Origin of the sequence: Paraburkholderia sp. (genome assembly GCF_047605525.1) — a bacterium.
Classification (GTDB): domain Bacteria; phylum Pseudomonadota; class Gammaproteobacteria; order Burkholderiales; family Burkholderiaceae; genus Paraburkholderia.
The window spans coordinates 13,013-33,625 of record NZ_JASGFN010000018.1 but is presented as its reverse complement, the minus strand read 5'-3'; the positions used below and the strand labels follow the sequence as shown (position 1 = coordinate 33,625).

The following is a 20,613-nucleotide window of genomic DNA, read 5'->3' as shown; positions in this document are numbered from 1 at the left end:
ATCTCGGCTTTTCCGGTCTTTCCCGGGCGCGCTCCGCGGGAACGCGGCGGGCGGCCGGACAAGCGCAAAGCCCGCGCGCCGGGGGCTGGCAAAGGCCTGATCGGCCAAAGCGCGGACAACGTCCTGCATTATGACAGCGACGGCGGCCGGGCGAAGGCCGAACGGGGCCCAGCCGGCAAACACACGCGTCGCAAACGGCGTGCCGCGCGAACAGCCGGATTCACAGCGAAGATTCACAGGCAACACCAACAGGAACGACAACAGATGGCACAAGACTCCCTCGCCGGCGACGCCGGCTCCACCTACGCGCCGCTCACGCCGGTGCCCGAAGCGCGGCGCGCCTTCCGCACCGGCGATGCGTTCGCGCTCTGGTTCTCCCTCGGCATCGGCCTGCTCGTCGCGCAGGCGGGCGCGCTGCTGGTGCCGGGGCTGTCGCTGCCGCACGCGCTCGTCGCGATCGTGCTCGGCAGCGTGATCGGTGTCGTACTGCTCGCGCTCGCGGGCGTGATCGGCACCGACACCGGGCTCGCGGCAATGTCGTCGCTGCGTCCGACGCTCGGCGTGCGCGGCGCGTCGGTGCCGGCCGTGCTGAACATGGTGCAACTGGCCGGCTGGGGCTCGTTCGAGGTGATCGTGATGCGCGATTCCGCCGACGCGCTCGCGAAACAGGCGTTCGGTCTGTCGATGCCGCTCGTCTGGACCGTGATCTTCGGCCTGCTCGCGACGCTGCTGGCGATCAGCGGCCCGCTGTCGTTCGTGCGGCGCTTTCTGCGCACCTGGGGCATCTGGCTGCTGCTCGCGGGCGCCCTGTGGCTCACGTGGAACCTGCTCGCGCGCCACAATCTCGTGGACATGATGCATCGGCCCGGCACCGGCGAGATGTCGTTCGGCGGCGCGGTCGACCTCGTGGTCGCGATGCCGCTGTCGTGGCTGCCGCTGATCGCCGACTACACGCGCTTCGGCCGGCGCGCCGGCGAGACGTTCCGCGGCACGCTGGCGGGCTACGGCATCGCGAACATCTGGTTCTATGCGCTCGGCGCGATCTATGGTCTCGCGGCGGGCGGCGGCGATGCGCTGCTGACGGGCGCGCTCGCGCAGGCCGGCGGCGGTTTCGCGCTGCTGCTGATCCTGATCGACGAAATCGACAACGCGTTTGCCGACATCCACTCGGCCGCGGTATCGACCGGCACGTTCTGGGCGCGCGCGAGCGTGCCGCTGCTGTCGGCGGCGTTCGGCGCGCTGTGCACGCTGATCGCGCTGCTCGTGCCGATGGCGAAGTACCAGAACTTCCTGCTGCTGATCGGCTCGGTGTTCGCGCCGCTGTTCGGCGTCGTGCTGATGGATCACTTCATCGTGCGCAAGCGCCGCATCGATGCCGCCGTGCTCGCCGACGCGCGCGGCCGCTATGGCTTCTCGGGCGGCTGGCATCTGAGCGCGTTCATCGCATGGGCGATCGGCATCGCCGCGTACCAGGTGATCAATCAATGGCTGCCGAATCTCGGCGCGACGCTGCCTTCGCTCGCGATCGGCGCGGTGTGCTACTTCGTGTTCGTGTCGGCGCGCAAGACTGCGTATGCGTGAGCGCCCGCGGTTGAATACGCTTGCATGAGAACAAAAAAGACCTGCAAATGCAGGTCTTTTTTTGTCCGCCGAACGAAACGGCCGTGCGCGATAACGCGCTGCGGCTTCAACGCGCGGTAGCCCGATACTCGACGCCCGGCAGCACGCACAGCAACTCGAACGCGAGATTCGCGCCGAGCAGCGCGGTCGTGCCGAATGGATCGTACGGCGGCGCGACCTCGACCAGATCGCAGCCGACGATGTTCAAACCCCGCGCGCCACGAATGATTTCGAGCGCCTGCGGCACCGTGAGCCCCGCGATTTCCGGCGTGCCCGTACCCGGCGCGAACGCCGGATCGATGCCGTCGATATCGAACGTGACATACACCGGACCATCGCCCATGCGCTGGCGCACGCGCGCCATCAACGGCACGAGCGACTGGTTCCAGCACGCCTCGGCCTGCACGACGTCGAAGCCCTGGTCGCGGCACCAGTCGAAGTCCTCGGCCGCATAACCGGTGCCGCGCAGACCGATCTGCACGACGCGCCCGCAATCGAGCAGCCCCTCTTCGACCGCGCGGCGAAACGGCGTGCCGTGCGCGATCTTCTCGCCCATCATCGTGTCGTTGACGTCCGCGTGCGCGTCGATGTGAATCAGGCCGACCTTGCCGTGCTTGCGATGGATCGCGCGCAGGATCGGCAACGCGATCGTGTGATCGCCGCCGAGCGTGATCGGCTTGCAGTCGTGCGCGAGGATTTCGTCGTACGCGGTTTCGATCCGCGCGATCGAATCGTGCAGGTTGTACGGATTGATCGCGACATCGCCGAGATCGGCGACGCGCAGCGAATCGAATGGCGCCGCGCGCGTCGCCATGTTGTACGGCCGCAGCAGCACCGATTCGCTGCGGATCTGGCGCGGTCCGAAACGCGCGCCGGTACGGTTCGACGTGCCGAGATCGAACGGTACGCCGACGAAGCACGCATCGAAGCCGGCGGGCGAGCCGACGTTCGGCAGACGCATCATCGTCGCGATGCCGCCGCAACGCGGCATCGCGTTGCCGGATAGCGGCTGCGGCCGTTCGCCGGCTTCCGGGAAAACGAAGGAGGAGGTAGTCATCGTGGCTCGGCAGGCAAGGAAGCAGCGCGATTTCCGCACAAACCGGCTGGACGGCGCTGCAACGCGCACCGTCGCCGGGCGAACCTCGATTCTTCCTCAAATATTGCGTTGTGTTGCCGGTTTTTTTCGAGCCTGCGTACGGCTCTGAAAAAACGCATTCTGGTCGCAATTCCAGAGCGACTTATCGCCTATTTTCTCGTCGCTTTACGCCTGCGGGATTCGACTTTCCGGCAAAGATCCGTAAGCAGCCAGCGCGCGACGATTTCCGGCCGATTCGGCGCGTACGAAGCAAATTTGGATTCGTTCTCGAAATGAACGACGACGGTGCCCGTCATCACACGGTAGGTTCCGGCGTAGTTCACGCCGTCCAGCTCCACGCTCAGGGGGCGCGTGGTTTCGTATTCTGCAAAAGTCAAGGTAAAAGCGAATCTCAAAAAGACCGGCACATTACCGCCACGATCTCCTCGAAGTCAAAACAATATGCAAATTGTTGCATATTGGATAAGTACTCGCCTTTTATTGGTGCTCGAACGCCATCGCCGGCGCCTCGGCGAAACGCGCGAGCGCGCGATTGCCTTCCCGATGTGCCTCTGCCTCGTCGACAAAGGTTTTCTCGCTGTAAGCGACGACCTTGAACCCGCTGCCCACCCGCCGCGGAACCGTGATACCCCAATGCCAGCCGCCTTCCTGCTCGAAAACATGCAGCGAGGGGGAAAAACGTAAATCTTGTGAAGAAGACAGGTTCATGACATGCCTCACCTTTCCAAACATCCGAAGCAATTGCTGACTTCGACCAGTGTAGGCGTTATCTTGTTGCGTCGCAGCAAAAAAATTGTCAAATAGTGTCGACGAAAGCCTCGAAAGTCCGGAACGCTTACACACACACTGATGATGCCGTGCGTTCCAGTCTCCCACTAAACAATGACATCTGCTGAAACAGGCAGGCATCCGTTGCAGCGCACACTTTCGAACGATTCGCGCGCTCGTATCCGCGCAAATCACGCGCAAATAAAAAAGCCGCGCTCAAAAGCGCGGCTTGACAGCCGTCCACATCGCGCGAATTTCCGCGCCGCCGACGACGTTTATCCGTTGATCACATCCGCGCCCTTCGGCACCGTGAACCTGAACGTGTCGGCCGGCAACTGCGGATTCTTCTGGATGTTCGAGAACGTCAGCAGCGTCACGTTGCCGAACACGTCGTGCAATTCCATCGCTTCGAGATTGCCGTCCTTGAAGCCGATGCCGACGCGCTCGAATTGCGTGTCCTTCGCTTTCGGCGTCAGCTCGAGCCAGTCGATGCCGGCCTTCACGCCGGCGTCGCGCAACGTGAAGTTCCTGTCGAGATCGTTGCTGCCGAACAGGATCGCCGCCGGGCTCGCGCCAAGCGCATTGCCGAGCGCGCGCACCGTCACCTGGTCCAGGTCCTTGTCGTACACGTAGAGCTTGTCGCCGTCCGCCTGCAATAGCTGCGCGTAGGGCTTCTCGTACTGCCAGATGAACTTGCCGGGCCGAGCGAACGTGAACGAACCGCTCGACGTGGTCGGCTTGTTCGCGCCGCCGGTGGGCAGTGCGCCGCTCGCGCCTTGCGCCTTGCTCGGCGCGCGCACTTCCTGCTGCACGAAGGTGCCGCGCGCCGAATGAACCTGCGCGATGAACGCCTTCAGTTGCTCGGTGCCGCTCGCGAATGCCTGCGAGGCGACGAGCAGCGACGCGCCGATCGCCACGCTGCCCGCGCCGCGCACGAGACGGCGCACGAACTGATCGACACGTCCGGACTGACGCTCTCGGGCATCCTGCTGCGCGAATGCTTGCATAGGTTTTTTTCTCCGTTGATTGGATTCGGTGAAGGGCTGCGTTGGCAAGCGCGCCGTGGGAACAGTGAACAGTGAGCGGCTTATCCGGCGTGGAGCCGTGGCGGCGCAACGCAGTGGCTAAAGGTATGCGGCTTATTCCGCTTCGCGCGCCGGCGCCAGGATCTCGCGATTGCCGTTCGACGACATCGCCGACACCACGCCCGAATTCTCCATCTGTTCGAGCAGGCGCGCCGCCCGGTTGTAGCCGATGCGCAAGTGCCGCTGCACCAGCGAGATCGACGCGCGGCGGTTCTTCAGCACCACGTCGACCGCCTGGTCGTATAGCGGGTCCGACTCGCCGTCGGTCGCGCCGGTTCCCACGGAGCCTTCGTCGCCCTCGCCGGCGACGCCGCCCTCGAGAATGCCCTCGATGTAGTTCGGCTCGCCCTGCTCCTTGAGCTTGTCGACGACGCGGTGCACCTCGTCATCCGACACGAACGCGCCATGTACGCGCACCGGCAGCCCGGTGCCCGGCGGCAGATACAGCATGTCGCCCATGCCGAGCAGCGACTCCGCGCCCTGCTGGTCGAGAATCGTGCGCGAGTCGATTTTCGACGACACCTGGAACGCCATGCGCGTCGGCACGTTGGCCTTGATGAGGCCGGTAATCACGTCGACCGACGGACGCTGCGTCGCGAGAATCAGGTGGATGCCCGCCGCGCGCGCCTTCTGCGCGATCCGCGCGATCAGCTCCTCGACCTTCTTGCCGACGACCATCATCAGGTCGGCCAGCTCGTCGATCACGATCACGATGTTCGGCAGACGCGTGAGCGGCTCCGGATCGTCCGGCGTGAGGCTGAACGGATTCGGCAGCTTCTCGTCGCGCCTGGCCGCATCGTCGATCTTGTTGTTGTAGCCGGCGAGGTTGCGCACGCCGAGCTTGCTCATCAGCTTGTAGCGGCGCTCCATTTCGGCGACTGCCCAGTTCAGCGCGTGGCCCGCCTGGCGCATGTCGGTGACGACCGGACACAGCAGATGCGGAATGCCTTCGTAGACGCTCATTTCGAGCATCTTCGGATCGATCAGGATCATGCGCACCTGCTCGGCGCTCGCCTTGTACAGCAGCGACAGGATCATCGCGTTGATACCGACCGACTTGCCCGACCCGGTCGTGCCGGCGACGAGCAAATGCGGCATCTTCGCGAGGTCGGCGCACACCGGCTTGCCGCCGATGTCCTTGCCGAGACCCATCGTGAGCGGCGACGCGGCATCCGCATACACGGCCGAGCCGAGAATCTCGGAGAGGCTCACCGTCTGACGGCGCTGGTTCGGCAGCTCGAGCGCCATGTAGTTCTTGCCCGGAATCGTTTCGACCACGCGGATCGACACGAGCGACAACGAACGCGCGAGGTCCTTCGCGAGATTGACGATCTGGCTGCCCTTCACGCCGGTGGCCGGCTCGATTTCATAGCGCGTGACGACCGGCCCCGGATAGGCGGCGACCACGCTCACCTCGACACCGAAGTCCTTCAGCTTCTTCTCGATCAGACGCGACGTGAATTCGAGCGTGTCCGCAGAGATGGTTTCCTGCGCGGCGGGCGCGGGGTCGAGCAGCGAAATGGGCGGCAGCGTGGAGTCGCCCGGCAGATCGGTGAAGAGCGGCACCTGCCGCTCCTTCTCGACGCGCTCCGACTTCGCCGGTGTGACGATGGGCGGCACGATCACCACGGGCTCGTGTTCCTCGATGCGCACGCGGCCCTTCTCGACCTTGCCCTCGCGCTTGACCGCGGCCGCTTCGCCGAGCTTGCGGTCGCGCCCGGCCTCGCGGCGCAGCTTCGCGAACGTCACCGCGGAAATGATCGACTCGCCGACCTTCTCGGCGACCGACAGCCACGAAAAGCGGAAATACAACGACAGCCCGATCGCGAGTCCGAGCAGCAGCGCGAGCGTGCCGCCGGTGAAGCCGAGCGCGTGCGATACGCCGCGCGCGACGGCCTCGCCGATCACGCCGCCGGGCGCGCGCGGCAACTGCACCTTCAGCGACCACATGCGCAGCGCCTCGATACCGTTGCACGACAGCAGCACGAGCAGGAACGCGAACACGTCCGCGAGCCAGCTCACGCCGCGCGGTGCTTCGTCGTCTTCCTGCTCTTCGTGACGGGTGATGCGTTTGTAGTTCGCGGAGATATGGCGGCCGAGCAGCACGATCCACCAGTAGGCGGACAGGCCGAACAGCAGCAGCAGGATATCGGACGTCCACGCGCCGACGCGGCCCGCCCAGTTCGAGATATGGTCGACCTGCGCGGCGTGGGTCCAGCTCGGATCGTGCCTGCTGTAGCTGACGAGCGACATCAGCAGGAATACGCCGAGCGCGACCTGCAGAATCCAGCGGATTTCGGTGAAAAGGCGCGACATGCGGTGCGGCAATGCCTGCGCGCTCGCGGAATAAGGAGCTTTTGCCATTGATCCTGTTGCCTGGGGTAGCCGGTTCAGGCTGAACTGCCGCCGGGAGCGGGACCGCGAGCCTCGCCGCGCGCGGCTGCTGGCCCGATCCCGGCTACCGGAAACGTCGATCCGGCCTATTGTAAACGCTGTGCCTCGCGCAAGGCTGTAAATGACGGTAACTTGGCTGTTTGGCCACAGAACACAAAAGCGTCCGGGCGCGCGCGGGTTCGATCGCGTTGCTCCGCGCCCGCGCGCCGCCATGCTATCGCGGCGATCGTAAAGCTTGATGGCGCAGCCGCGCGCCCCGCCCTTTATAATGCCGCACTGATACCCATCTACAGTTTCAGCTCAAAAACGCACGGCCTCGCAGCGGCGAGCCGCGCGCCGTACAAGGATTCGATCATGCCCGCAACTGCAACGAAACACGCCAAGGTTCTGATTCTCGGTTCCGGTCCCGCCGGCTACACGGCGGCGGTCTACGCGGCGCGCGCCAACCTGTCGCCGGTACTCATCACGGGCCTCGCGCAGGGTGGCCAACTGATGACCACGACCGACGTCGAAAACTGGCCCGCCGACGCCAACGGCGTGCAGGGCCCGGAGCTGATGACGCGCTTTCTCGAGCATGCCGAGCGCTTCAACACCGAAATCATCTTCGACCACATCCACACAGCGAAGCTCGCCGAAAAGCCGATCCGCCTGATCGGCGATTCGGGCGAATACACGTGTGATTCGCTGATCATCTCGACCGGCGCGTCGGCGCAATACCTCGGCCTGCCGTCGGAAGAAGCGTTCATGGGCAAGGGCGTGTCAGCCTGCGCGACCTGCGACGGCTTCTTCTACAAGCAGCAGCACGTGGCCGTGATCGGCGGCGGCAATACCGCGGTCGAAGAGGCGCTGTACCTCGCCGGCATCGCGAAGAAAGTGACCGTGATCCATCGCCGTGACAAGTTCCGCGCCGAGCCGATCCTGATCGACCGTTTGCTCGCGAAGGAGAAGGAAGGCGTCGTCGAAATCAGGTGGAACCACGTGCTCGACGAAGTGACCGGCGATCAGTCCGGCGTGACCGGCGTGCGCATCAAGAACACGCAGACCGGCGAAACTACCGACATCGCGCTGCAAGGCCTGTTCGTCGCGATCGGCCACAAGCCGAACACGGACATCTTCGAAGGCCAGCTCGAGATGAAGAACGGCTACATCATCACGAAGGGCGGCCTGAACGGTTTCGCGACCGCGACCAGCGTGCCGGGCGTATTCGCCGCGGGCGACGTGCAGGACCACGTGTACCGCCAGGCGATCACGAGCGCGGGCACCGGCTGCATGGCCGCGCTCGACGCGCAGCGCTATCTCGAGACCATCGATGAGATGGCCGGCGAGCACGCGATGAGCCAGGAAGCGGAGCGCTGATCCGCGACGCGCGCTCGCGACGTGAGGTCGCCACACCGGGCGCGACGGTAAAATGACGGCGGGGCGAAGCCCGGCCGTCTGCTTCACGGGAAGGCCGCGGCTGAAAAGCCGGCGGCCTTTTTTGCGCCCGTCTCGCTCATCTCTTTTACGCTGCGTGTTTGAGTTGTGCTTCCAGCTTGCGTGCTTTTACCGCGCTTTCGCGGCTGGCATCGGTGCCCGATTCCGCGCGTCGGATCACCCGCGAGCCGATGCACACGATGCGCCGCCGCGCCAGCCCCGCACGACCCGTTGCCCTTTCCGCGTGTATTGCCGATATGCCGAAGAATCAGCCCCATCCGAACGAACCGAGACGTCCGCAAGCCGCCACGCGGTCCGCGCCTGCGCCGGCCGCGCCCGCCGTTGCGCCGAAGCTCGAGCGCGCGAGCGGGCTCGCTGGCCTCGGCGCGTTGCGTGACGCATTGAAGAGCGACGCGCAACGGCGCGAGCGCGAGCAGGCGGCGGCAAAGGCGGCCCAGCGCGAAGCGGCGGCCGATGCCGATCTGTTCCGCCGCGAAATCGGCGAAGTCGCGCCGCTCGCGATTCCGCCGCGCGCGACGCTCACGCGCAACCCCCCGCCGCCGCTGCCGGTGCAAACGCTGCTCGACGAAGAAGCGGTGCTGCACGAAGCGATCTCCGACGAATTCGACCCCGAGGTGCTGCTCGAAACCGACGAAACGCTGTCGTATTGCCGCCCCGGCGTGAGCCGCGACGTCGTGCGCAAACTGCGGCGCGGCGACTGGATCGTGCAGGCGCAGATCGACCTGCACGGCATGCGGCGCGAGGAAGCGCGCGAAGCGCTCGCGGAATTCATCCGCGAATCGGTGAAGCGCGGCTTGCGGTGTTTGCGCGTGATCCACGGCAAGGGGTTGGGCTCGATCGGCAAGGAACCGGTGTTGAAGGGCAAGGTGCGCGCGTGGCTCGTGCAGAAGTCCGAGGTCATCGCGTTCTGTCAGGCGCGCCCGCACGACGGTGGCGCCGGCGCGGTGGTCGTGCTGTTGCAACCGGGGGCGTTGCCGGCTCATGGGGTGCAGGCGAAGTCCTGAGCGGGTCAACAGCGGTGCGCCACGCGCAGGCTGTCGATTTTCGCGACCGCCGTTCGTCGTCGGATAAACGGCCACGGTGGCCGTCGCGCGGCGGCCATCGTGGTCACCGCGCCCTCCCCAAACGTCAAAGGTGATCGCGATGCCCCTGCAGCTCTATGCCCACCCGTTCTCTTCCTACTGCCAGAAGGTCCTGACCGCGCTCTACGAAAACGGCACACCGTTCGAGATGCGCATGCTCGCGCACGACAACCCGCAAATCATGGCCGAATTCGCCGCGCTGTGGCCGATCAGGCGCTTCCCGGTGCTCGTCGACGGCAGCCGCACCGTGGTCGAGGCGAGCATCATCATCGAGTACCTGGGCCTGCATCATCCGGGGCCCGTCGCGCTGTTGCCGGCCGACGCGCGCGCCGCGCTCGACGTGCGCATGCTGGACCGCTTCTTCGACAACTACATTTCGACACCGCAACAGCGCATCGTCTACGACAGCCTGCGCGCCGCCACCGAACGCGACCCGCGCGGCGTCGCCGATGCGCGCGCGATGCTCGATACCTCGTACGCGTGGCTCGACAAGCTGATGGCCGGGCGCGAATGGGCCGCCGGCGACACCTTCAGCCTCGCGGACTGCGCCGCCGCCCCGTCGCTGTTCTACGCCGACTGGACGCATCCGATCGGGCCGGCCTTCGCGCACGTGCGCGCGTACCGGCAGCGGCTGCTCGCGCGGCCGTCGTTCGCGCGCGCGGTCGATGAAGCGCGGCCGTACCGGCCGCTCTTTCCGCTCGGCGCGCCGGATCGGGATTGAACGGCGAGCGAACCGCGCCCGCCTTGAGACAAGCGGTTTTCCTCGCTGTAGACTTCATCCCGCAAGCCTGCTTCTCTCCCCGGCTCACCACCCACAAGGCACACCATGGACCGTTTCGAAGCGATGGAGATATTTACGCGTGTGGTCGAAGCGAACAGCTTCACCAAAGTATCCGAATCGCTCGACCTGCCGCGCGCCAAGGTCAGCCGCACGATCCAGGCGCTCGAGGAACACGTCGGCGTGCGGCTTCTGAACCGCTCCACGCGCCAGGTCAGCGTGACCGAAGACGGCGCGGCGTTCTACGAGCGCTGCGTGAGCATTCTCGCCGACGTCGCCGAAGCCGAATCGTCGCTGTCGAACAAGCGCGAGAATCCGGCCGGCACGATTCGCGTCGATACGTCCGGCACGCTCGCCCGCTCGCTGCTCCTGCCCGCGCTCGACGACTTCTACCGCCGGTACCCGCAAATCGACGTGCGCCTCGGTCTCGCGGACCGCAACATCGACCTGATCCAGGACGGCGTCGATTGCGTGATCCGCATGGGCACGCCGGAGGAATCGAGCCTCGTCGCGCGGCGCATCGGCCTCGCGCGCATCGTCACGTGCGCGTCGCCCGCGTATCTGGAGAAGTTCGGCACGCCGACCACGCTCGAAGAACTCGCCGATCATCGCGCGGTGAACTACGTGTCCGCGCGCAGCGGCAAAACCTTCCCGTTCGAATACGAGGTGAACGGCGCAATCGAGCGGGTGCAGATGAAGAGCACGCTCGCGGTCAACGACGGCTCGGTGTACATCAGCGCGGGCGTGCTCGGGCACGGCATCATCCAGCCGTCGCGCTTCATGGTCGCCGAGCTGATCGGGCAAGGCGCGTTGCGGGAAATTCTCGGCAACTACACGAGCCCCGGCACGCCGCTGTCGGTCCTGTACGCGCACCGCCGCAATCTGAGCTCGCGGCTGCGCGCGTTCATCGAATGGGTCAGCGAGCTCGCGCGCAACAATCCGGACCTGCGTCCGGCCGAGGCGGCGTAACGCCCATCTCTTTCCACACGCCGCGGCAAAACAAAGCCCCATGCGCGGTTCAACGCATGGGGCTTTTCCCTTCTGAAGCGACCGATCTGACGCTTACGCGATCCGCTCTTCATTGGCCGGATCGAACAGCACCGCCTTCGACGTATCGAACAGCAGCGTCGTGTTCATCGTCGGCTGCGGGTTCGACGCCGGGTGCACGCGGCTCACCACGCGCTTGCCGTTGATCTGCGCGAACACCAGCGTGTCCGGACCGGTCGGCTCGATCACATCGACCTTCACTTCGATCGGCTGCAGCTTCGAATCGTCGCCGTGCGCGCCGCGCGCGTCGGTGATGCGCTCCGGGCGCAGGCCGAGAATCACGTTGGCGCCGATATGCGAGCGCACCTTCGACGACTCGAACGGCAGCACCAGCACCTTGCGCGTGACGCCCGTATCGAGCTCGACGCCGACGCCCGTACCCTGCTCGACCAGCTTGCCCTCGATGAAGTTCATCGGCGGCGCGCCGATGAAGCCCGCGACGAACAGGTTCGACGGCGAATCGTAGATATCCTGCGGCGCGCCGAACTGCTGCACGATGCCGTCCTTCATCACCGCGATGCGGTCGCCGAGCGTCATCGCTTCGATCTGGTCGTGCGTCACGTAGACGATCGTCGTGCCGAGGCGCTGATGCAGCAGCTTGATTTCCGAACGCATCTCGATACGCAGCTTCGCGTCGAGGTTCGACAGCGGTTCGTCGAACAGGAACATCACCGGATCGCGCGCCAGCGCACGGCCCATCGCGACGCGCTGACGCTGGCCACCGGACAGCTGGCCCGGCTTGCGGTCGAGCAGATGCTTGATCTGCAGCGTGTTCGACACGCGCTCGACGATCTGCGTCTGCTCCTGCTTCGGCACCTTGCGGATGTTCAGGCCGAACGAAATGTTCTCGCGCACCGTCATCGACGGATAGAGCGCATACGACTGGAACACCATCGCGATGTCGCGATCTTTCGGCGACAGGTTGTTCACCGTCTTGCCGTCGATCTGGATCTCGCCCTTGGTCACGGTTTCGAGACCGGCGATCATGTTGAGCAGCGTCGACTTACCGCAGCCCGAGCCGCCGACCAGAATCAGGAACTGACCGTCTTCGATGTCGATGTTGACACCCTTCAGAACCGGCACCCCGTTCGGGTAGGTCTTGTACACGTCACGGATGGAAAGGCTTGCCATGCTGTGAATCCTCTTCTCTGGTACTGCCTGAAAACGTCTTGTCGGGTGACGGCGGCGCGGGTACGCCGCGACGCCGTCGCTCTACGATGATTTAGCCCTTCACCGCGCCCGCGGTCAGGCCGCGCACGAAGTAACGTCCGGCGATGATGTAGACGAGCAAGGTGGGCAGCGCCGCGATGATCGCGCCGGCCATGTCCACGTTGTATTCCTTCACGCCGGTCGAGGTGTTCACGAGGTTGTTCAGCGCCACCGTGATCGGCATCGAATCGACGCCGGAGAACACGATACCGAACAGGAAGTCGTTCCAGATCTGCGTGAATTGCCAGATCAGGCACACCATGAAGATCGGCAGCGACACCGGCAGCAGGATCTTCGTGAAGATCGTGAAGAAACCCGCGCCGTCGATCCGCGCGGCCTTCACGAGTTCAGCCGGCACGCTCACGTAGAAGTTGCGGAAGAACATCGTCGTGAACGCGATACCGTAGATCACGTGCACCAGCACCAGACCGCTCGTCGTGTTCGACAGGCCGAGCATGCCCTCGAGGCGCGCCATCGGCAGCAGGATCGCCTGGAACGGAATGAAACAGCCGACCAGCAGCATCGTGAAGATCGGATCGGCGCCGCGGAACCGCCAGTGCGTGAGCACGTAGCCGTTGAACGCGCCGATGATCGACGAGATCAGCACGGCCGGAATCACCATGCGCACCGAGTTCATGAAGAACGGCTGCATGCCGTCGCAGCGCACGCCGGTACACGCGCCGCTCCACGCCTTGAGCCACGGCGCGAAGGTCCAGTGCGTCGGCGGCGTCAGCAGGTTGCCGGTGCGCAACTGGTCGATGTCCTTGAACGATGTGGACAGCATCACGTACAGCGGAAACAGGAAATACAGGGCGAACAGGATCAGGGCCGCGTAAATGACGGCACGGCTGATCGTCATCTTAGGCTGCATTGCGCGTGCTCCTCGATTCCAGATACATCAGCGGCACGAGCACGGCCACAACGGTGGCGAGCATCATGATCGACGATGCCGCGCCGACGCCGAGCTGCCCGCGATTGAACGAAAACGTGTACATGAAGATAGCCGGCAGCGACGACGACGTGCCCGGGCCGCCCGCGGTCAACGCGACGACGAGGTCGAACGTCTTGATGGTGATGTGGCAGAGAATCAGCAGCACGGAAAAGAACACCGGCCGCATGCTCGGAATCACGATCTTGCGGTAGATGGTCGGCAGGTTCGCGCCGTCGATCTGCGCGGCCTTGAAGATTTCGCCGTCGACACCACGCAGGCCCGCGAGGAAAAGCGCCATCACGAAACCGGTGGATTGCCAGACCGCCGCGATCACGATACAGAAGATAGCCTTGTCCGGGTCGCCGAGCCAGTTGAACGAGAAGCTCGTCCAGCCCCAGTCGTGAAACACCTTCTCGATGCCGATGCTCGGCGTGAGAATCCACTGCCATGCGGTGCCGGTCACGATGAACGACAGCGCCATCGGGTACAGGAACACGGCGCGCAGCGCGCCTTCGTTGCGGATCTGCTGATCGAGCAGGATCGCAAGCAGCAGACCCAGGCCGATGCAGATGCCGATGAACGGAATGCCGAACCAGCCGAGATTCGCGGCCGAGGTCCAGAACACGTCGTTGTCGAACAGTTCGCGATAACGGTCGAGACCGGCGAACTCGAAGCGGGGCATCAGCCGCGAAGTAGACAGCGACAGATAGCCGGTGATTGCGATAAAGCCATACACGAAGATCAGGCTGATCACGACGCTGGGCGCGAGCACCAGCTTCGGAATCCAGCGATCGGCGAGGGCCGCCGTGGGCGACGCGCGGCGGGTGGCGGCAGCCGTTTTCCCGTTTCCGCTGATAGAAGCAGTCACTACTCGACTCCTGCTGAAACTGTGCCGTGCGGCTTCCCGCCCATGCATGGTGGGGAACCGCGACGGCCTGGGTGTGACTCGATGAAACCAGGGTGAAGCCGCCTCGCGCCTCGCGTCACACTCGATGCAGCGCGACGTCCGGCACGAGGCGGCCCGAAGGACACACCCGGCGTTTCGCTGGAAGCCGCCGGGCGCACCGCTTCGCTTACTTCACTTACCTGGTCTTCGCCGCCTTCGCGAGCGCCTGAACCGCGGTCTTCGAATCTTCCTGCGAGTTCATGAACTTCGTGACGACGTCGGAGATCGCGCCGGCTGCCGCGTCGGGCTGAGCCATGCCGTGAGCGAGCGACGGCACATAGCCGCCTGCCTTGATCGCGGTCTGCTCATCCGCGTACGACTTCTTCGCGCAGTCGTCGAACTTGTCCATCGGCACGCCGAGGCGCACCGGGATCGAGCCCTTGTACAGGCTGAACTGCTCCTGGAAGTCCGGCGACATGATCGTCTTCGCGAGCGCGAGCTGGCCCGGCGTCGCGGCCTTCTGGCCCTTCTGCTGGAAGAACACGAACGAGTCGACGTTGAACGTGTAGGCCTTTTCGGTACCCGGCACGGCGGCGCAGACGAAGTCGGTGCCCGACTTCTTGCCGGCGTTGGTGAATTCGCCCTTCGCCCAGTCGCCCATGAACTGCATGCCGGCCTTGCCGTTGATGACCATCGCCGTCGCGAGGTTCCAGTCACGGCCCGTGCGGCCGGCGTCGAAGTAGCCCTGGATCTTGCGGACCGTGTCGAACACCTGGACCATCTTGTCCGAGGTCAGCGTCTTCTGGTCGAGGTCGACGAGCGCCTTCTTGTAGAAGTCCGCGCCCTGCGACAGCACGACGTCTTCCCACAGCGTCAGGTCCTGCCACGGCTGGCCGCCCATCGCGATCGGCTGGATGCCCGCGGCTTTCATCTTGTCAGCCACCGCGAAGAACTCGGGCCACGTGGTCGGCACCTTGCCGCCCGCCTTGTCGAGCGCCGCCTTGTTGATGTACAGCCAGTTCACGCGGTGCACCGAGAACGGCGCCGCGACGTAGTGGCCGTCCGCGTGCATGATCTTGTCGATTTCCGGCGGCAGGTTCTTCTTCCAGTCGCCCGCCACGGAATCGATCGGCACCAGCACGCCCTGCGAAGCCCAGTCCTGGATCAGCGGCCCCTTGATCTGCGCGGCACTCGGCGCGTTGCCCGAGATCACCTGGGTCTTGAGTGCCGTCATGGCCGCCGCGCCGGCGCCGCCCGCGACCGCGAAGTCCTTCCACGTGTAACCCTGCTTCGTCATGTCGTCCTTGAGGACGCCGACGGCCTTGGATTCGCCGCCCGAAGTCCACCAGTGCAGCACTTCGACCGACTCGGCGGCCTGCACGGCCGACACGCCACACATCAGACCCGCAGCGCACAGAGCGCCCATGATCGCGCGAAATTTCATTGCTTATCTCCTCCAGACACCTGAACAAAAAAACGAATGGCCCCTGATGTCGCCAGGGTGCTGTGGTTGGTTCAAACAGGCAAAACACTGGGCGATCGAGCACGGTCGGGCGCATGCGCGAGGGCATGTGCCGGCGGACCGATGTCCGGCCGCTGGACGCTCAAGAGGTGAGTGGTTCGGGATGCAACTGACTGTCTCCTCTTTTGATTTTTGCCTGCCCGCGTCGCGCGGCAGACTCGAGGTACTTCATACACCGATCCGACGCCTGTCGTTACACAGGCAGCAGGCAACGACCCTGCAGGATGGCCGGCAAGCGCGGCCCCTGTCCGATAACATGCGGGGACGCCCGCCGATTCGCAAAAACGCGCATCCCGCCGGAACAACGCACGCTTTTTTCATCGAATTAGCGCTACCTCTTGATTTGGATTGTAGTTAAACTACAATTCAGTGTCAAAAAATATTTTATCGGACTACGGTCGCTCTTCCCCGCTCGCCGTGCAATCACTGCGCGGTCGGTATCGGATCGGCGCGGCGACCCCACAGGACATCGACGGAGACTCATGCAAACCGATTCAAGCTTCACCTTCGTTCTCTTCGGCGGAACCGGCGATCTGTCGATGCGCAAGATCCTGCCCGCGCTGTTCGAGGCGCACCGCGCCGGCGGCATGCTCGCCGACAGCGGCAAGATCGTGGCGGTGGCGCGGCACGTGGCGGATCGCGGCGAGTACCTGCAATGGGTAGACGAACACGTCAAGCCCTACGTGTCGAAGAACGGAGTGGACGACGGCGTGTGGACGAGCTTCCTCGCGCGCATCGAGTTCGTGAAGATCGACCTCGGCAAGCCGGAAGACTTCGTGCATCTGCGCGACGCGATCCAGGACCGGCCCGGCATCCGCGTGTTCTATCTGGCGACCGGTCCGTCGCTGTTCGTGCCGATCTGTCATGCGCTCGCGTCGGTCGGGCTCAATACCAACGCGCGCATCGTGCTCGAAAAGCCGCTCGGCTACGATCTCAAGTCGTCGAATGCGATTAACGACGCGGTCGGCGAGATCTTCGCGGAAGAGCAGATCTACCGGATCGACCATTACCTCGGCAAGGAGCCGGTGCAGAACCTGCTCGCGCTGCGCTTCGGCAACGCGCTCTTCGAGCCGCTGTGGCGCCGCGAATGGGTCGAGAGCATCCAGATCACGATCGCCGAGGAGCTCGGCGTCGAAGGGCGCGGCGATTTCTATGACAATACCGGCGCGCTGCGCGACATGGTGCAGAACCACCTGCTGCAATTGCTGTCGATCGTCGCGATGGAACCGCCGCATTCGATGGATTCGGATTCGGTGCGCGACGAAAAACTGCGCGTGCTGCGCGCGTTGAAACCGGTCGATCCGCAGGAAATCGGCAAGGTCGCGGTGCGCGGCCAGTATCATTCTGGCGTGATCCGCGGCAGCACGGTGCCGGCCTATGCGACCGAGCACGGCGTGAAGCCCGACAGCTCCACCGAAACTTTCGTCGCGCTGAAGGTCGAGATCGAAAACTGGCGCTGGGCCGGCGTGCCGTTTTTCCTGCGCACCGGCAAGCGGCTCGCGGATCGCGTCGCCGAGATCGTCGTGAATTTCCGCCCGGTGCCGCATTCGGCGCTCGGCATATCGGCGCTGCGCGCCGGCGCGAACCGCCTCGTGATCCGCCTGCAGCCGAACGAGACGATTCGTCTGTACTGTCTCGCGAAGCAGCCCGGCGAGGGCATGAATCTCGCGAGCGTGCACCTCGACCTCGCGTTCGACCAGTTCTTCCGCGAAGGGCAGATGGAAGCGTATCAGCGGCTGCTGCTCGACGTGATCCACGGCCGGCTCGCCCTCTTCGTGCGGCGCGACGAGCAGGAAGCCGCGTGGCGCTGGGTCGAACCGATCCTGAACGAATGGCATGCGTCGCACAAGCCACCCAAGCCGTACGCGGCGGGCACGTGGGGACCGGCCGCGGCGAGCGCGATGCTCGCGCAGCACGGCACCTGCTGGCTCGAGGAAGAGAATTGAGGTAAATGAATTGATGGACGGCGCCGCGCGCAAGCAGCAACGCTGATTCCGCAGACCTAACAAGAAAGCAGCACGGAGGAGAAGTGATCGAGCTTCACGCTTTCGACGACCAGCGCGCCCAATCCGACGCGCTGGCGAAAGCGGTGGGCGACGCGTTACATGCGTCGCTTGCCGCACCGGCGGCCGCCACCGGCACGTCAAGCCCGGGCGCGCGCCCGGCCATGCTGGCCGTCTCCGGCGGCAGCAGTCCGCGTCCGTTCCTCGAGACGCTGTCCACTCAGGCATTCGACTGGGCCCGCATCGCGGTGACGCTGGTCGACGACCGCTGGGTGCCGGAAACCGACAGCGCGAGCAACGCGCAGTTCGCGCACGCGACGCTGCTGCGGAACGCCGCGCGCAACGCGACGTTCTGGCCGCTCGTCGACACCACGCAGGATCTGAACGCGCACGTCGCCGCGCTGAACGCGGACGCGCGCTTCGCCACGGTGCCCGACGTCGCGGTGCTCGGCATGGGCGAGGACGGCCACACCGCGTCGATCTTCGCCGACGCGCCCGAATGGGATCACGCGATCACCACGACCGAACGTTTCGTCGCCGTGCATCCGGGCGCCGCGCCCCATGCGCGCGTGAGCTGGTCGCTCGCCGCGCTCAAGGAAGTGAAGCATCTGTTTCTGCTGATCGCTGGACCGCGCAAGATGGACGTGCTCAACGCCGCCGCCGCTTCGCTACAAAAAAATGCCATCTCGCAGTTGGCAAATGACAAGGGAGTGAGACTCGATGTCTACTGGTGTGCAAACTAAAGCTATGCCGGGCGCGGGCCAGCACGCCGACGGACCGAGACTGCTCGCCGACATCGGCGGCACCAACGCGCGTTTCGCGCTCGAGACCGGCCCCGGCGAAATCGGCTCGGTGCAGGTCTATCCGTGCGCGGACTATCCGGGCGTCGCCGACGTCATCAGAAAGTATCTGAAAGACACGAAAATCGGCCGCGTCAATCACGCGGCGATCGCCATCGCGAACCCGGTCGACGGCGACCAGGTGAGCATGACCAATCACGACTGGACCTTTTCGATCGAAGCGACGCGACGCGCGCTCGGCTTCGACACGCTGCTGGTCGTCAACGACTTCACCGCGCTCGCGATGGCGCTGCCGGGCCTCACCGACGCGCAGCGCGTGCAGGTGGGCGGCGGCGCGCGCCGCCCGAACAGCGTGATCGGCCTGCTCGGCCCCGGCACCGGCATGGGCGTGTCCGGCCTGATTCCCGCCGACGACCGCTGGATCGCGCTCGGCAGCGAAGGCGGCCACGCGAGCTTCGCGCCGGCCGACGAGCGCGAGGACATCGTGCTGCAGTACGCGCGCAAGAAGTGGTCGCACGTATCGTTCGAACGCGTGGCCGCGGGTCCGGGCATCGAGGTGATCTACCGCGCGCTCGCGGGCCGCGACAAGAAGCGCGTGGCGGCCAACATCGACACGGTCGAGATCGTCAGGCGCGCGCTCGAGGGCGAGCCGCTCGCGGCCGAATCGGTCGACGTGTTCTGCGGCATTCTCGGCACCTTTGCCGGCAATATCGCGGTGACGCTCGGCGCGCTCGGCGGCATCTATATCGGCGGCGGCGTGGTGCCGCGCCTCGGCGAATTCTTCGCGCGCTCGTCGTTTCGCAAGCGCTTCGAGGCGAAGGGCCGCTTCGAGGCGTATCTGCAAAGCGTGCCGACCTACGTGATCACCGCCGAATATCCGGCCTTCCTCGGCGTGTCGGCGATTCTCGCCGAACAGTTGTCGAACCGCGCGGGCGGCAGCTCGTCGGCGGTGTTCGAGCGGATCCGCCAGATGCGCGACGCGCTGACGCCGGCCGAGCGCCGCGTCGCCGATCTCGCGCTGAACCATCCGCGCTCGATCATCAACGATCCGATCGTCGACATCGCGCGCAAGGCCGACGTAAGCCAGCCGACCGTAATCCGCTTCTGCCGCTCGCTCGGCTGCCAGGGGCTGTCGGACTTCAAGCTGAAGCTCGCGACCGGTTTGACCGGCACGATTCCGGTGAGCCACAGCCAGGTGCATCTCGGCGACACCGCGACCGACTTCGGCGCGAAGGTGCTCGACAACACCGTGTCGGCGATCCTGCAGTTGCGCGAGCATCTGAACTTCGAGCACGTCGAGCACGCGATCGATCTGCTGAACGGCGCGCGGCGCATCGAGTTCTACGGGCTCGGCAACTCGAACATCGTCGCGCAGGACGCGCACTACAAGTTCTTCCGTTTCGGCATTCCGACCATCGCATACGGCGACCTGTACATGCAGGCGGCCTCCGCCGCGTTGCTCGGCAAGGGCGACGTGATCGTCGCGGTGTCGAAGTCGGGGCGCGCGCCCGAGCTGCTGCGCGTGCTCGACGTCGCGATGCAGGCCGGCGCGAAGGTGATCGCGATCACGTCGAGCAACACGCCGCTCGCGAAGCGCGCGACCGTTGCGCTCGAAACCGATCACATCGAGATTCGCGAGTCGCAGTTGTCGATGATCTCGCGCATCCTGCACCTCGTGATGATCGATATTCTCGCGGTCGGCGTGGCGATTCGCCGCGCGGTGCCGAGCGACGACGTCGCGGAGACGGTCGAGCGGACCCGCGAAGGCGCGGACGACGACGCGACCGCGGTACTCGACTGGCTGAGCCACGGCGCGGCTTCGTCGGCGCGGGACTGAGACGGCGGCTGGCCCTGCTCCGCTTGCAGTGAGGCAACCCGCGGCATAGGTATCGCATTCGATGCCTATGCCGCGGGTTTTCTTTTATGTGCGAGCTTTTATATGCGAGGCAAAAAGCGAT

At 65.1% G+C, this 20,613-nt stretch carries 17 protein-coding genes; 8 read left to right on the top strand and 9 right to left on the bottom strand.

The window, feature by feature from the left end; all coding sequences use genetic code 11:
* The first annotated feature begins 264 nt into the window (after window positions 1–264).
* Window positions 265–1,581: a putative hydroxymethylpyrimidine transporter CytX gene (gene cytX / locus QM685_RS24305; protein WP_415120164.1), complete on the top strand. Its 1,317-nt coding sequence runs from the start codon at window positions 265–267 to the stop codon at window positions 1,579–1,581.
* 106 nt (window positions 1,582–1,687) lie between these two features.
* Here the strand turns inward: cytX and speB are convergent, their stop codons facing one another.
* From speB to QM685_RS24280, 5 genes are all read right to left on the bottom strand, one after another.
* Window positions 1,688–2,677 carry an agmatinase gene (speB, locus tag QM685_RS24300; protein WP_415120162.1) on the bottom strand — a complete coding sequence of 330 codons (990 nt, stop codon included), beginning with the start codon at window positions 2,675–2,677 and terminating at the stop codon, window positions 1,688–1,690.
* Window positions 2,678–2,865: 188 nt separating this feature from the next.
* Complete coding sequence (locus QM685_RS24295; RefSeq protein ID WP_415120160.1) at window positions 2,866–3,123, bottom strand: hypothetical protein; 258 nt, start codon at window positions 3,121–3,123, stop codon at window positions 2,866–2,868.
* Between the two features lie 70 nt (window positions 3,124–3,193).
* Entirely contained in the window at window positions 3,194–3,424 is a 231-nt protein-coding gene (locus QM685_RS24290; RefSeq protein ID WP_415120158.1) for a DUF3622 domain-containing protein, read from the bottom strand.
* A 335-nt stretch (window positions 3,425–3,759) separates the two neighbouring features.
* Window positions 3,760–4,491: an outer membrane lipoprotein chaperone LolA gene (lolA, locus tag QM685_RS24285; protein WP_415120156.1), complete on the bottom strand. Its 732-nt coding sequence runs from the start codon at window positions 4,489–4,491 to the stop codon at window positions 3,760–3,762.
* A gap of 132 nt (window positions 4,492–4,623) precedes the next feature.
* The gene (locus QM685_RS24280; protein ID WP_415120154.1) at window positions 4,624–6,933 is read right to left on the bottom strand and encodes a DNA translocase FtsK; all 2,310 of its coding nucleotides are present in this window, start codon (window positions 6,931–6,933) and stop codon (window positions 4,624–4,626) included.
* 384 nt (window positions 6,934–7,317) lie between these two features.
* Between QM685_RS24280 and trxB the strand changes: the two genes are divergently transcribed.
* The 4 genes from trxB to QM685_RS24260 all read left to right on the top strand — a co-directional run bounded on the left by trxB (window position 7,318) and on the right by QM685_RS24260 (window position 11,226).
* Complete coding sequence (trxB, locus tag QM685_RS24275) at window positions 7,318–8,319, top strand: thioredoxin-disulfide reductase (RefSeq protein WP_415120152.1); 1,002 nt, start codon at window positions 7,318–7,320, stop codon at window positions 8,317–8,319.
* A gap of 314 nt (window positions 8,320–8,633) precedes the next feature.
* Window positions 8,634–9,401, top strand: coding sequence for a Smr/MutS family protein (locus QM685_RS24270; RefSeq protein WP_415120150.1), 768 nt, complete (start codon window positions 8,634–8,636; stop codon window positions 9,399–9,401).
* 139 nt (window positions 9,402–9,540) lie between these two features.
* The gene (locus tag QM685_RS24265; RefSeq protein ID WP_415120149.1) at window positions 9,541–10,200 is read left to right on the top strand and encodes a glutathione S-transferase family protein; all 660 of its coding nucleotides are present in this window, start codon (window positions 9,541–9,543) and stop codon (window positions 10,198–10,200) included.
* A gap of 105 nt (window positions 10,201–10,305) precedes the next feature.
* Window positions 10,306–11,226, top strand: coding sequence for a LysR family transcriptional regulator (locus QM685_RS24260; protein ID WP_415120148.1), 921 nt, complete (start codon window positions 10,306–10,308; stop codon window positions 11,224–11,226).
* A 93-nt stretch (window positions 11,227–11,319) separates the two neighbouring features.
* On the opposite strand, the gene QM685_RS24255 is transcribed toward QM685_RS24260, so the two are convergent.
* The 4 genes from QM685_RS24255 to QM685_RS24240 form a co-directional block, all read right to left on the bottom strand.
* The gene (locus QM685_RS24255; RefSeq protein WP_415120147.1) at window positions 11,320–12,435 is read right to left on the bottom strand and encodes an ABC transporter ATP-binding protein; all 1,116 of its coding nucleotides are present in this window, start codon (window positions 12,433–12,435) and stop codon (window positions 11,320–11,322) included.
* Between the two features lie 91 nt (window positions 12,436–12,526).
* Window positions 12,527–13,384 (bottom strand): carbohydrate ABC transporter permease, encoded by an 858-nt coding sequence (locus QM685_RS24250; RefSeq protein ID WP_415120146.1) that lies wholly within the window; start codon window positions 13,382–13,384, stop codon window positions 12,527–12,529.
* A complete protein-coding gene (locus QM685_RS24245) occupies window positions 13,374–14,312 on the bottom strand; it encodes a carbohydrate ABC transporter permease (RefSeq protein WP_415120144.1) in 939 nt (312 codons plus the stop codon). Before QM685_RS24245 ends, QM685_RS24250 begins: the two co-directional genes overlap by 11 nt.
* A 214-nt stretch (window positions 14,313–14,526) precedes the next feature.
* Window positions 14,527–15,774 carry an ABC transporter substrate-binding protein gene (locus QM685_RS24240; RefSeq protein ID WP_415120142.1) on the bottom strand — a complete coding sequence of 416 codons (1,248 nt, stop codon included), beginning with the start codon at window positions 15,772–15,774 and terminating at the stop codon, window positions 14,527–14,529.
* Between the two features lie 560 nt (window positions 15,775–16,334).
* Between QM685_RS24240 and zwf the strand changes: the two genes are divergently transcribed.
* The 3 genes from zwf (at window position 16,335) to QM685_RS24225 (ending at window position 20,492) form a co-directional block, all read left to right on the top strand.
* On the top strand, window positions 16,335–17,798 hold the full coding sequence (gene zwf, locus QM685_RS24235; RefSeq protein WP_415120140.1) for a glucose-6-phosphate dehydrogenase: 1,464 nt from the start codon (window positions 16,335–16,337) through the stop codon (window positions 17,796–17,798).
* A gap of 83 nt (window positions 17,799–17,881) precedes the next feature.
* Window positions 17,882–18,598 carry a 6-phosphogluconolactonase gene (gene pgl / locus QM685_RS24230; RefSeq protein ID WP_415120138.1) on the top strand — a complete coding sequence of 239 codons (717 nt, stop codon included), beginning with the start codon at window positions 17,882–17,884 and terminating at the stop codon, window positions 18,596–18,598.
* Window positions 18,576–20,492 (top strand): bifunctional transcriptional regulator/glucokinase, encoded by a 1,917-nt coding sequence (locus QM685_RS24225; RefSeq protein ID WP_415120136.1) that lies wholly within the window; start codon window positions 18,576–18,578, stop codon window positions 20,490–20,492. Before pgl ends, QM685_RS24225 begins: the two co-directional genes overlap by 23 nt.
* The last annotated feature ends 121 nt before the right edge of the window (window positions 20,493–20,613 follow it).

Excerpts from the sequence above, each read along its gene's own strand:
- cytX (WP_415120164.1), top strand. The coding sequence starts at position 265 with ATGGCACAAGACTCCCTCGCCGGCGACGCCGGCTCCACCTACGCGCCG.
- speB (WP_415120162.1), bottom strand. The coding sequence starts at position 2,677 with ATGACTACCTCCTCCTTCGTTTTCCCGGAAGCCGGCGAACGGCCGCAG.
- QM685_RS24290 (WP_415120158.1), bottom strand. The coding sequence starts at position 3,424 with ATGAACCTGTCTTCTTCACAAGATTTACGTTTTTCCCCCTCGCTGCAT.
- lolA (WP_415120156.1), bottom strand. The coding sequence starts at position 4,491 with ATGCAAGCATTCGCGCAGCAGGATGCCCGAGAGCGTCAGTCCGGACGT.
- QM685_RS24280 (WP_415120154.1), bottom strand. The coding sequence starts at position 6,933 with ATGGCAAAAGCTCCTTATTCCGCGAGCGCGCAGGCATTGCCGCACCGC.
- trxB (WP_415120152.1), top strand. The coding sequence starts at position 7,318 with ATGCCCGCAACTGCAACGAAACACGCCAAGGTTCTGATTCTCGGTTCC.
- QM685_RS24270 (WP_415120150.1), top strand. The coding sequence starts at position 8,634 with ATGCCGAAGAATCAGCCCCATCCGAACGAACCGAGACGTCCGCAAGCC.
- QM685_RS24265 (WP_415120149.1), top strand. The coding sequence starts at position 9,541 with ATGCCCCTGCAGCTCTATGCCCACCCGTTCTCTTCCTACTGCCAGAAG.
- QM685_RS24260 (WP_415120148.1), top strand. The coding sequence starts at position 10,306 with ATGGACCGTTTCGAAGCGATGGAGATATTTACGCGTGTGGTCGAAGCG.
- QM685_RS24255 (WP_415120147.1), bottom strand. The coding sequence starts at position 12,435 with ATGGCAAGCCTTTCCATCCGTGACGTGTACAAGACCTACCCGAACGGG.
- QM685_RS24250 (WP_415120146.1), bottom strand. The coding sequence starts at position 13,384 with ATGCAGCCTAAGATGACGATCAGCCGTGCCGTCATTTACGCGGCCCTG.
- QM685_RS24240 (WP_415120142.1), bottom strand. The coding sequence starts at position 15,774 with ATGAAATTTCGCGCGATCATGGGCGCTCTGTGCGCTGCGGGTCTGATG.
- zwf (WP_415120140.1), top strand. The coding sequence starts at position 16,335 with ATGCAAACCGATTCAAGCTTCACCTTCGTTCTCTTCGGCGGAACCGGC.
- QM685_RS24225 (WP_415120136.1), top strand. The coding sequence starts at position 18,576 with ATGTCTACTGGTGTGCAAACTAAAGCTATGCCGGGCGCGGGCCAGCAC.